This window comes from Nostoc sp. NZL (genome assembly GCF_015714705.1).
Lineage (GTDB): Bacteria > Cyanobacteriota > Cyanobacteriia > Cyanobacteriales > Nostocaceae > Nostoc > Nostoc foliaceum_A.
In genome coordinates this window covers 17,538-29,055 of the sequence record NZ_WBKL01000217.1, presented here as the reverse complement: position 1 = coordinate 29,055, position 11,518 = coordinate 17,538, and the positions used below count along the sequence as shown (strand labels likewise).

The window sequence follows — 11,518 nt, the reverse complement described above, 5'->3', positions numbered from 1 at the left end:
GCCCCCTGCCCCCCTGCCCCCTGACGGGTTAGAAAGGCGGATTTATTCGATAGCCCATTCGATGCACTGTTTCTATCCAATCTTTTACACCAATGGTTTGTAGGCGCTGGCGCAAGCGGCGAACTAAGGTAGTAACCGCGTTACTTTCTGGTTCCTCTCCGTAGCTCCAAAGGGCTTGCTCAATCTGGTTATGAGATAATACTTGGCGAGGATGACGCATTAAATACTCCATCAATTGAAACTCCCGGCTAGAAAGTTGAGTTGTCAATGAACCAAGTTCCAGCGTCAAACTGGATAAATGAAGTTGCAAATCGCCCAAGCTAAGTATATCTCCTTGCCACATAGGCGATCGCCTTCCTAGTGCCCGGACTCGTGCCAATAACTCCAGAACATCTACAGGCTTTACTAAGTAATCATCGGCTCCAGCATCTAAACCCATTACTTTATCTAAAACCGTGTCTTTCGCCGTCAGCATCAATACAGGAGTCAGCTTACCTGCTCGTCGATATACTTGACACAATTCTACGCCACTAACTTTAGGCAACATCCAATCTAGAATCAGCAAGTCATAGTCTTTGCGAAAGGCAAACCATTGTGCTGTTTCCCCATCTGCGATCGCATCAACTGTATGCCCCACCTTTAATAAAGCTGCCCGCAGTGGCTCTAACTGCGATGTGTCATCTTCGACTAGTAAGATCAACATCCTATTTGCTCAGGTTGCCGTAATTTTTCCTTGCTAATTTTAGATTAAGGTAAAAGGATGACGCAAAAGTGACGGGAAACACTCAACCTTATACCTTCCATGCAGCAACTTCAAATTTTTCAAGCGTTGCGATCGTTAGGCTTTGTGTTTTGGTTGTCCTTGCCGTTGATTGGGTTAGTTTTTTGGCTGGGGAGCGGCTTTGTAGGAGATCGGATTTTAAGTCACTCCAATCTCACCAAGAAATATCTGCTAGCAGATACTCAATCGGCACGACAGATTATGAAAAGGATAGTAGCAATCAAGGTGGAAATTCTCCCCGAAGAAGGAATTTCACGGGTTAACGTTAAAACCAATAACTCAGTTCTCACAAGGATCGTATTTGAATTTCCAATAACAGATATCAGTAAACTTGAAGCCGCTCTTAGTCAAGAGTTAGGTTTACCGCGCGATCGAGTTAAAGAACTAATAATTGAATCCAATGCATTATTGTAGAGAGTAAGAGTTGAGAAGAGTTGATTTTTGCATTTCATATTCAAATTCAATAAACGACTACCCGAATTCAATAAACGACTACCCGAATTCAATAAACGACTACCCGAATTCAATAAACGACTACCCGAATTCAATAAACGACCACCCGAATTCAATAAACGACTACCCGAATTCAATAAACGACCACCCGAATTCAATCTATTTATTGCATAGATTCTCAAAACCTCACCTGAAACCTGATTTACTAAGGTTTTAGCTTTAGTTTTACCCCACCTTATCCATCACTGCGATTTTGCGCAGCGTCTCGTAGAGAGGAACGAGCGTCAAGATTGCTGACTCCTGTTAGCGCAGCGGGGCGAAGCCCATTCAGAATAGCTGAATTCTTCTTCAATTTTGATTTATGCAAGAGACTCCATGAGCTGCGCTTACAAGGAACAATGAAAATGTCTTTTCCTCCTGCCTCCTGCCTTCTGCCTCCTGCCTTATTTTCAAGGCAGGTCTAATGACCAATGACTATCCTTGACATTTCTATGTCATATTTATCCAATAAACTACAGAAAAGGTAACGTAAATTTACTTTTATCTAAATAATTGACTGTTGATAGCGAACATTGGACTATTCATTGTTCACTTTCAACGGTTAATAGTTAGTCCTTAACCCTCAGTAGCCCACCGTTAATCGCTATGGATACTTCTGAAACTGAAGTTTCAAAGGTTGAAACCCAATCAGATAGTTCTGTGCCTTCTGAGTTAGCACCGACTCGTTCGGGTAAACCTTGGTTCTGGAGATTGCTGATTCTATTTCTGGCGACCGGTGGCATTATCCTATGGCGGATGTTCGCTCCTGGAGGCGCACCACGCTCCTCTGTTGCACAGGAACAAGGGCCACCTCCAAAACCAATTGAAACAATCTCTCTCGCAACTGGAAGTGCTACAAGAAGTGTCCAGTTGTTGGGACAAGTAGAAGCAACTCAGCAGTCAACAATCCGCGCTCAAACTGGCGGAATTGTCAAGCAAATTTCAGTGCAACCAGGCGATCGCGTGAAAGTAGGAATGGCGATCGCTTTACTGGATGATACTGATCAGCAATTGGCAATTACCCAAGCACGAGCGCAACTGGCACAACAACGGAGCAATCTGGCACGTTTGGAAGTTGGTACTCGTCCTGAAATCATTGCTCAACGGCAAGCGGCTGTCACATCTGCGAAGGCGCGAGAACTGGAAGCACGGGATAACCTGAAACGGACTAGCGATCTTGTGAAAGAGGGTGCTTTATCTCAAAGATTGTTAGTGGAAGCCCAAGCACAATTGAATAACATCCAAGGAGAACGGTTAGAAGCCGAGGCAGAACTTGCCGAAGCGAAAGCTGGGCCGATTCAAGAAGAAATCGCCGCCCAACGGGCAAATGTAGAAGCAGCTAAAGCCAGTTTAGCTCAAGCAGAATTAGCACAGCAGCGCACGCGAATTCTGGCATCGGAATCAGGAATAGTGCAGACTCGCCATATCAGCAATGGTGATTTGGTACAAAGTTCTGGTGAAATTGTCACCTTAGTAGCAGGCGATCGCTTCGACATTTTCCTAGAGTTACCTGAAGAACTCAGTGGTAAAGTTACCCCAGGGATGACAATCGATCTCACAACTCGCGCTCTACCGAAATGGAAACAACGCGCCACCATCACTGCTGTCGTCCCTTCTGCCAATACAGCCTCTCGTCGCCAGATGGTGCGTGTCCAAATTAACAAACCCCCGTCAGGATTAATACCAGGAATGGCGATCGCAGGTAACTTAAATATGCCCTCGAACCGCTCCAGCTTTGTGGTATCACGAGATGCATTAACCAGAAGGCAAAACGAGTGGCTAGTTTTTGCGGTTGCAGATGGCAAAGCTAAACAAATTCCAGTCGAGATGGTTTCTGACATGGGTAAAAATGTCGCAATTTATCATCCCACTTTACGCACCGGTCAACGCATTGTGCTACGTGGCGGTGATGGATTGCAAGATGGTGCGCCTGTAAAGATAGTTGATCCAACTTGAAGGAGGCAGGAGGCAGAAGGCAGGAGGCAGGAGGCAGATCGCTTTTAGCGTCTCCCCTTGGGAGAAGGCAGGAGGTTGTAATTTAGATGAGGCTTCAACCCAGTCTAATTCCAGTCCACCAAATCGTCTTACCTCTCTTGTCAAAACATAGGTTGTACCACAATTCCATAGACTTCTTGCAGAAGTTGGTTAAAGAGGAAGAATCGTCTCTTTCTCCTTTAACCTTTCCTTCAAAAGACTGGAAACCCAGTTTAAATATGACTTTCTGAATTACGAATTACGAATTACGAATTACGAATTAGTTATGAGTTTTATTGAAACCGCCGTTCGTTGGCGACATGGAACTTTTGTTTTGTTTTGCTTGCTGGCAATGTTCGGGGTATTCTCCCTACTAAAGTTACCCCTAGAATTGCAACCAGGAGGCGATCGCCCGGAAATTACTATTACAACTACATATCCTGGCGCAGGGCCAACAGAAGTAGAAGACCTAATTACCCGCCCCATCGAAGAACAGATGGAAGAGGTGCTAGGTGTCCAAGAAATTAGCAGTACTTCTCGTGCTGGACGCAGCAGCATTACCTTGGAATTTGCTCAGGATGCCAACGCTAGAGAACGGATGGTAGATGTCCTCAACCGCTTGCAGCAGGTGGGAAGTTTGCCACCAGAAGCTCAAGAATCGAGTGTGGAACTGGTGGGTGGTAACAGTTCTCCGATGATGTGGATTCCGTTTGATACCAAAGAAGGATTTAAACCGGATGCAGACCGTTATCGGGATTTAGCAGAAGAAGTGGTAATTCCCCGTTTGCGGCGAGTCGAGGGAACTGGACAGTTTTTGTTAGTGGGTGGACAAGAACGAGAAGTTGAAGTGAAGGTTGATCCGAAAGCATTAAGCGATCGCAATCTCGCAATTGGCGATGTAGTGCGAGTCCTTCAAGAAAACAACCGCGATATTCGGGGTGGGCCGTTAATTCTCGGACGACGAGAATATCGAGTCCGCACAATCAGTCGATCGCAAGATTTATCGCAAATTGAAGGCTTTGTGTTGCGACGCGACCAATCGGGCACAGTTTACTTGCGAGATGTAGCAACAGTCCAGATGGGACGCAAACCCCAAGATGGGGCGTTGGTGTTCAATGGCAAACCTGGGACAGCAATTGGTGTAATTCGGCAAATTGGGGCGAATGTGCCGGAGGTTGCTAAAGGCATCCGGGCGGAAATTGCTGCACTGCAAACTGAGTTTGACAAGCAAAATCAAGGCATTCGCTTTGTCTACAACTATGACGAGAGCCAGTATATCAATCAATCCATTGAATTTGTCCAAGGCAACTTAGTTAGTGGGGCACTGTTAGCAACTATCGTCTTAGTTCTGTTCCTTGGTTCCATGCGTACCGTTGCAGTGGTGGCAATTACAATTCCCATTACACTGATTATGGTGTTCATTGTCATGTCTGCATTTGGACGCACATTAAACATCATCAGTTTGGCAGGATTGGCGTTTGCAGTGGGTATGGTCGTAGATAATGCGATCGTCGTGATTGAAAATGTCTTCACTCACATGCAGCAAGGCAAAAGTGCCATGCGGGCGGCCATTGAAGGTACTCAGGAAGTTTGGGGCGCAATGCTTGGTTCCACCTTAACCAACGTAGTGGTGTTTATACCCTTGTTAATGGTGACGGGTGAAGCCGGGCAACTCTACGCTGATATGGCGATCGCACTTTCTGCCTCTTCTCTATTCTCGCTGTTTGCGGCATTAACTTTAGTACCAATGCTATCGGGCTTGTTCCTCAAGCAATCGGAAGCCATGCAAATGATGCAGGGTGGTGAATATCGGGGCGGTAATTGGTTTGAACGGATGGTAGCCAAAACCTCTGCGGTGTTTCGTCATTTCCAAACCAAACTGGAAAACTTTCTCGTCGCTACTGTTAGTTGGTCACTGGGGCGTAAGCGTATTGGTCGCAGGTTAATTGTGCTGTCGATTCCGATTGTTTTACTCGTGACTAGTATTTTTCTCTTACCACCTGCCGATTATCTACCCGAAGGAAATCGTAACTTAGTTGTATTGCGAGCGGAACCGTTACCGGGAACCAGTATACCCGAAGCGATTCGACAATCTGAACCTGTGCAAAAATTTCTGCGATCGCAACCAGAAGTTGAGCGCATCATGTATGTTGATCGTCCAGGGGCACTGCGCGGGATTGCAACTATTTTAAAACCAGAATTTGCCACCACTACCGGACTCGCTGATATGGTGGATCGGTTACGCGCCCAAAGTAGTAACTTTGCTGGATACCGCTTTGTCATCCCGACGCGGATTTCTATCTTCCGCGATCCGGGTAAAGAATTTGAAGTGGATATTGTTGGGGCTGATTTAAACCAAATTGGTGACTTAGAAAAGCAAATTACCGGCAAATTGCGATCGCTTCCAGGAGTTCAGAATGTGCGCTCAAACTTTGTCTTGGGTGCAGGTGAATTACAAGTGATTCCCAACCGCGAACGCATCGCGGAAGTAGGATTATCGGAAGCGGAAATTGGTTCAATGGTAGAAGCAGCATTGGGTGGTCGAGTTGTTTCCAATTACATTGATGGCAAAGAAGAACTAGATGTCTCGGTGGAACTACAAAATACTGCTGTGGAAACGCCAGAACAACTGCGTCAATTGCCTCTATATGCACAAGGACGACAAGTGCAACTGGGGGATATCGCCGAAATCCGTGAAACAACGGGAGCCGATGCGATTAACCACGTCAATTTAGAGCGCTCAATTAGCCTCACAGTTTCCCTTGCACCAGATGCCCCCCTTGCTACCCTGGTAGAACGTGCCGAAGAAGAAATTCTGACTCCTCTGCGTGCGAGTTTACCAACGGGCTATCGCTTAGAACTAGCAGGTTCAGCAGATCAGTTGGCTACAACTGTTGGTCAATTAGCTGCTGCATTTGCAATTTCGATTTTGATTACTTATTTGTTACTAGTAGCTTTATATCGCTCATTCCTTTACCCAGTGGTGATTATGGCAACAGTGCCGATGGGTATGAGTGGCGCACTATTGAGTCTAGTAATTGCCAACATGATTCCGGGAATGAATGTGGCATTGGATATGATTACAGCCTTGGGATTTGTGATCCTTACAGGTGTGGTTGTTAACAACGCCATTTTGCTAGTTGATCGCGCCTTACAACTCCAGCAAGCAGGTGAGGATTTTGATGCATCCTTATATAATGCGACAAGCGATCGCTTACGTGCCATTTTCATGTCTGCTGGAACTAGTGTGTTGGGGATGTTACCGCTAGCAGTTCTACCAGGACAAGGTTCAGAGTTATATCAAGGATTAGGTATTGTCTTAACAGGTGGTCTGGCTTTTTCGACTATTTTGACTCCTACTGTTGTACCCGCACTTATGGGTTTACTTTACGATATCTCTGGCCGGAAATCGCCGCGATCGCCATCTGCAAAAAAGCCGGACAAACTAGCTACTAACTAGGGTATTGACTTTGTGGGAAAATCTTTTAAAAAACTTCATTTTAAAGGCATTTTCCTTAATTTCCATCTTCATACAGAATTGGTAAGTAGCTAGGCGTAAATAAATCCAAGTTTGTAGTAAGGACTTTAGTCCTGAGAAACCTTGCTACGAGCGATGAATCGCTCACTACAAACTAGAATTTTCTTGTATCTTTAATTATGCCTACCTACTTATATAGCGGTTCCCATTCAGATGCGGTACAACATTACATCACGAGGTGTAGGGGCACTGGCCTTGCCCCTATGGGTGTACCTCACGTAAACGAGAACTGCTCTCAGCAGCGTTTATTCTTTGCAAACCAGTGTAAACATTAAACCGTTCTCCGCGCAGGAATCCAATTAAGGTAATCCCGAATTCCTTGGCGACAGACACCGCTAAACTACTGGGAGCGGAAACAGAACAAACAATCGGAACTCCAGCAGTTGTAGACTTTTGCAAAATCTCAAAACTAGAGCGTCCGCTCACCAAAACAATACAATTATTTAAAGGTAACTCGTCACTGAACAAAGCTGAACCAATCAATTTATCCAAAGCATTGTGTCGCCCAACATCTTCCCACAGGTTTAACAGTTGTCCTTGAATATTAAAGATAGCCGCAGCGTGCAAACCCCCTGTAGCAGTGAAAATACCTTGAGCAGCCCGGAGCTTGTCTGGTAAGCTGTAGATAATCTCAGGTGTTACCGTTGGCCCAGAAGGAATCACTGGACATCCCCGTAGACGCAAAGCTTCAAGGCTAGCTTTACCACACACCCCACAGGCGCTACTAGTGTAGAAATGACGCTCCAAAGGCTGTAAATCTGGAATCAAACCATCCCGCAGTTCTACATTTACAATGTTATGGCGTTGCTCACCATCTACCGATTCATCCACACAGTAGCTGATACGTCGGATATCTTCCCTGTGGCTAACGACTCCTTCACTGTAGAGGAAACCAGCAGCTAGTTCAAAATCTGCCCCTGGTGTCCGCATGGTTACAGCTACCGTCTTTTGGAGAGGAGCAAGGCGAATTTCTAAAGGTTCTTCGGTGGTAAGTTGGTCTAAACGCGATCGCACTTTACCATTTTCCACAACCCAAACTTGCGCTTTGGTTTTACTGCCAGTTTGTCTATTCATTATCTAGAAAATTTTAGGCATGATCAATTTTTATAAATTTTCTCGCTCAATATTTAATTCTCCCAGTTTTGCTGCTAAATGATCGGCTCTTTGTTTTTCTTGTTCGGCACGTTGCACCTGTTGTTGAGCAAAACGATTTGTCACCTTTAGCACCGAATTTCAAGTACTCTATTCTATGTGCTTTTTTATAAATTATTTGTAAGTAAGGCTTTTGAGACTTAACGGCAAAAGTCAGATAGACATCAAAAAACCCCCACAATAAGCGTTTGTGGGGGAGGCTTGAACAGTTTAGTAAGCTATTATTCTAATGTTATCTGCTGTATTGTTGATATGTGCTCTGGGCTGATTCTGGTTTACCTCTGTAGGTAGATACAGAATGGTTGCTTATAATCAGCAATCCCTTCAAGCGATCGCTTACAGTCACAGACGTTATTTAGCTTTCCTATACATCGAAGCAGCCATTTTTGTAACTAGCAACTTCGGTTATCTATATCTGTCTTATGTAATGAGTCCTATACCTACCCTAAGTAGGGTTATCTATCTGTATTTGTTCGTTAAGTTGTATGAAGTACTAAAAGCAAATTTTCTTAGTAAGTAACTAAGGAAATCAAAATAGCCTTAACTTAGTTGGAGTTTTTTATGACTTACACAGTTGATGAAGCAACAAGACCAGCTTTACAAACTTTTCAACGCTTTGATGTAGATACTCAGCTAGCCTTACTTTGGTTTGGTTATTTGGATCTTAAAGAGCAGCTAAACCCGGCACCTCCTCAAAGTGTTGAAACTCCTGCTAAAGCAGTGTTTGACCAAATCCTAGATTTGTCTAAAGAAGAGCAACTGCAAGCACAGCGCGACATTATTAATGGTGCAGCTAACAATATTAGCCAAACCTATAATAGTCTAAGTCCTAATGCCAAATTAGAGGTTTGGCTGCTGCTGGCACAAGGAATGGACAATGGAACCATCATCCAAGTACCTTCCGACTATCAACTACCTGGCGAAACGGATGAATTTGTCGCATTGGTCAAAAAGCTGGAGTTTGAGCAGCGGGTTAATTTTATGTTGAGTGCGGTGCAAGCGATGGGTTAGCTAAATCCAATAACTCTCAATATTTTCTAGAATTGGGGATAACTGAAAGTAGCAAATTAAGCTAAATCTGGCTCCTTTTGCTCTACTTTAATATTCACTTAGAACTACCGCAGAGATGCTGAACTTTGCGGTAGTCTTGATGCAAATTAATAAATGTCTGTTAAAAAATCAGACTTAACTCATCCCATGCCTACGAAAACATTGCTTGGCTCATTTTCTTGAATTGCCATCGGTAAATCTAGTCATTAGTCATTAACGACTAATGACTAAATCGGCGAGCGACTATTTTTCCCACCCGTTGAAGGATAGTTGCCCGCCGATTTTCTTTGATTCAAATTTTTTCCAACCGCACGATCGCATTATAATCAGGGACACCTTCAAGCGATCGCTTACTTTTATCTAGTAGCACATTCCCTTCTGGCCAATGTACTTGCAAGTTTCCTGACTGAATTGGCGCAATATAGACTTGACATAACAACTCGCCTAAATCATTCTTAAGAATGACGCGATCGCGATCTTTTAAACCCAACTCTGCCGCATCAGCAGCATTCATTAGCACCGCTTCTCTCACCGCCCCAGTAATTGCATCCTTGCGTTCTTGCACCATACTATTAAATTGTTTGCCTCGGCGAGTTGCTAATAAAAAATAGCCCTCTGGTAATTCTCTTTGGCGTGGCAATAATACCCCAAAATGTGCTTTACCATCTGCTGTAGGGAAATTCCAACCAAAGCACAAATGTGAGCCACCATATTGAAACTGGTCACCAGCCTGCTGTAAATGTTGAATACCAGCATATTGGGGGACGACTTGAGCAATTTCTTGACGGATAGCAGCTGTGTTAGCAAAAGCCAGCTTATCTGCCAAATCTGGCTTTACCCGCCTTGCCAATTCTAAAAACACTTCCCACTCTGGACGCGTTTCTCCAATGCGCGGCCCCGGAATTTCTGGGCTGAAAATTACCCGGCGTTCGGTGTTAGTTTCTGTTACTCCCCCTGGTATTTCATAGCGAGTCGTCGCAGGTAAAAGCACCACAGTATCAGCAGGTTCCACCAACATTTGGCTAGAGAGAACAATATCCATATGTACCCGCAGCGGTATTTGCTTCAGCGCCGCTTCCACATAATCTGGTTCTGGCAGCACTTCTAAAAAATTCCCGCCCACGGAAAACAACACATCTAATTGCTTCTGATGTGCAGCGTTAATCATTTCTGGAGCAATTAAACCTTTACTTGCGGGCACTTCAAAACCCCAATGCTGACTCAATTGGGCAGCATTTTCTGGGGTAATGGGTTTAACACCAGGAAATACTGTGGCGTAACATCCCATCTCTGCGCCACCCTGCACCCCAGAATGGCCGCGAATTGGCATTAAACCGCAGCCTTCACGACCGACAAAACCTTTGGTAAGAGCTAGGTTGATAATACTTCGCACATTATCTTCACCGCATTCATGCTGAGTAATGCCCATACTCCAAACAAATACGGCTGTATTAGCTTCTTTGACCATTTTGGCAAAGGCGTACATTTCATCGCGAGATGTTCCAGAAAGCCGCTCTAATTCTTCCCAAGATTGATTTTCTAACGATGCTTTGAGTTCGGCAAAGCCAACTGTATGTAAATTTATAAATGACTGGTCTACCCAGTTGTTAGCAATTATATGTTTAATTGTGCCATTCAAAAATGCTATATCCCCGCCCATGTTGATTAAGAAAAAGTCTTCGGCAAACTTTGTACCGAAAACGGCACTTTCTACAATTGAGGGCACCCAGTAGCGCTCCATTCCTGGTTCACGGTAAGTATTAATAACTACAATTTTAGTGCCAGCTTTCTTGGCATAATGGAGATACTTAACGGTAACAGGCTGATTGTTAGCAACGTTGGAACCAATGAAGATTAATAAATCAGTTCCAATCCAGTCTTTATAAGAACAGGTGGTAGCCCCTGCACCCAGAGCAGCTTTCAGTCCTGCTGTACTGGGAGAATGGCAAATGCGGGCCGCGTTATCAATATTATTGCTTCCCATTGCCCGCACAGCTTTTTGGGTGGCATAATAAGTTTCGTTGACAGTACCGCGACTGGTAACATAAAAACTGAGGCGGTCTGGTGTGGTAGTGCGGATGCGATCGCTAATTACCCCTAAAGCATCATCCCAGCTAACACGACGAAAACCTTTTTCCCCTCGTTGACGAATCATCGGGTAAGGAAGCCGTCCTAAGTCTCGTAATTGGGCACTTTTTTGCTTTTGTAACTGCGAAACATCTTCCAGTAGTACAGAGTCAAAAGCTGGCATCGTATTCATCTGCAACAGCCGCAACCGCACATTGCAGAGATGGATACCATCTAAAGTCCAATCCTTCATCCCGGTTGTTCCGAGGGCGCAACCATCGCAGACACCTTTATTTAGGATATTCCACGTGTATGGTAGTTTGTCACGAGACAGCCAAATTGCGCGAAATACTTCCCAGTAATTGTTGGGGTACTGTTCGCCAATACCAAAGGGTTTCCAACTTGCCCAGTGCTGGGGTGTCCAGTGTTTTTTGGGTTTGGGTAACATGATGCAGTGTGTGTGA

At 44.7% G+C, this 11,518-nt stretch carries 7 protein-coding genes; 4 read left to right on the top strand and 3 right to left on the bottom strand.

Features of this window, described 5'->3' with window-relative positions:
• Nucleotides 1-28: 28 nt before the first annotated feature.
• The gene (locus F8R90_RS32560; protein WP_190892064.1) at nt 29-703 is read right to left on the bottom strand and encodes a response regulator transcription factor; all 675 of its coding nucleotides are present in this window, start codon (nt 701-703) and stop codon (nt 29-31) included.
• 99 nt (nt 704-802) lie between these two features.
• On the opposite strand from F8R90_RS32560, the gene F8R90_RS32555 reads away from it, so the two are divergent.
• From F8R90_RS32555 to F8R90_RS32545, 3 genes are all read left to right on the top strand, one after another.
• A complete protein-coding gene (locus F8R90_RS32555; RefSeq protein WP_196514183.1) occupies nt 803-1,195 on the top strand; it encodes a hypothetical protein in 393 nt (130 codons plus the stop codon).
• Between the two features lie 684 nt (nt 1,196-1,879).
• Entirely contained in the window at nt 1,880-3,229 is a 1,350-nt protein-coding gene (locus tag F8R90_RS32550) for an efflux RND transporter periplasmic adaptor subunit (protein WP_196514182.1), read from the top strand.
• A 304-nt stretch (nt 3,230-3,533) separates the two neighbouring features.
• The gene (locus tag F8R90_RS32545; protein ID WP_196514181.1) at nt 3,534-6,707 is read left to right on the top strand and encodes an efflux RND transporter permease subunit; all 3,174 of its coding nucleotides are present in this window, start codon (nt 3,534-3,536) and stop codon (nt 6,705-6,707) included.
• Nucleotides 6,708-6,986: 279 nt separating this feature from the next.
• Here the strand turns inward: F8R90_RS32545 and fdhD are convergent, their stop codons facing one another.
• Nucleotides 6,987-7,859 carry a formate dehydrogenase accessory sulfurtransferase FdhD gene (fdhD, locus tag F8R90_RS32540; protein ID WP_196514180.1) on the bottom strand — a complete coding sequence of 291 codons (873 nt, stop codon included), beginning with the start codon at nt 7,857-7,859 and terminating at the stop codon, nt 6,987-6,989.
• A gap of 639 nt (nt 7,860-8,498) precedes the next feature.
• Between fdhD and F8R90_RS32535 the strand changes: the two genes are divergently transcribed.
• Nucleotides 8,499-8,948, top strand: a complete 450-nt coding sequence (locus tag F8R90_RS32535; RefSeq protein WP_196514179.1) for an orange carotenoid protein N-terminal domain-containing protein — start codon at nt 8,499-8,501, stop codon at nt 8,946-8,948.
• Nucleotides 8,949-9,279: 331 nt separating this feature from the next.
• Here F8R90_RS32535 and F8R90_RS32530 read toward each other — a convergent pair whose 3' ends face one another.
• A complete protein-coding gene (locus F8R90_RS32530; protein ID WP_196514178.1) occupies nt 9,280-11,502 on the bottom strand; it encodes an FdhF/YdeP family oxidoreductase in 2,223 nt (740 codons plus the stop codon).
• Nucleotides 11,503-11,518: the final 16 nt, after the last annotated feature.

What these genes read in the sequence shown, in the direction of transcription:
- F8R90_RS32560 (WP_190892064.1), bottom strand. Translation starts at nt 703, where the DNA reads ATGTTGATCTTACTAGTCGAAGATGACACATCGCAGTTAGAGCCACTG.
- F8R90_RS32555 (WP_196514183.1), top strand. Translation starts at nt 803, where the DNA reads ATGCAGCAACTTCAAATTTTTCAAGCGTTGCGATCGTTAGGCTTTGTG.
- F8R90_RS32550 (WP_196514182.1), top strand. Translation starts at nt 1,880, where the DNA reads ATGGATACTTCTGAAACTGAAGTTTCAAAGGTTGAAACCCAATCAGAT.
- F8R90_RS32545 (WP_196514181.1), top strand. Translation starts at nt 3,534, where the DNA reads ATGAGTTTTATTGAAACCGCCGTTCGTTGGCGACATGGAACTTTTGTT.
- fdhD (WP_196514180.1), bottom strand. Translation starts at nt 7,859, where the DNA reads ATGAATAGACAAACTGGCAGTAAAACCAAAGCGCAAGTTTGGGTTGTG.
- F8R90_RS32535 (WP_196514179.1), top strand. Translation starts at nt 8,499, where the DNA reads ATGACTTACACAGTTGATGAAGCAACAAGACCAGCTTTACAAACTTTT.
- F8R90_RS32530 (WP_196514178.1), bottom strand. Translation starts at nt 11,502, where the DNA reads ATGTTACCCAAACCCAAAAAACACTGGACACCCCAGCACTGGGCAAGT.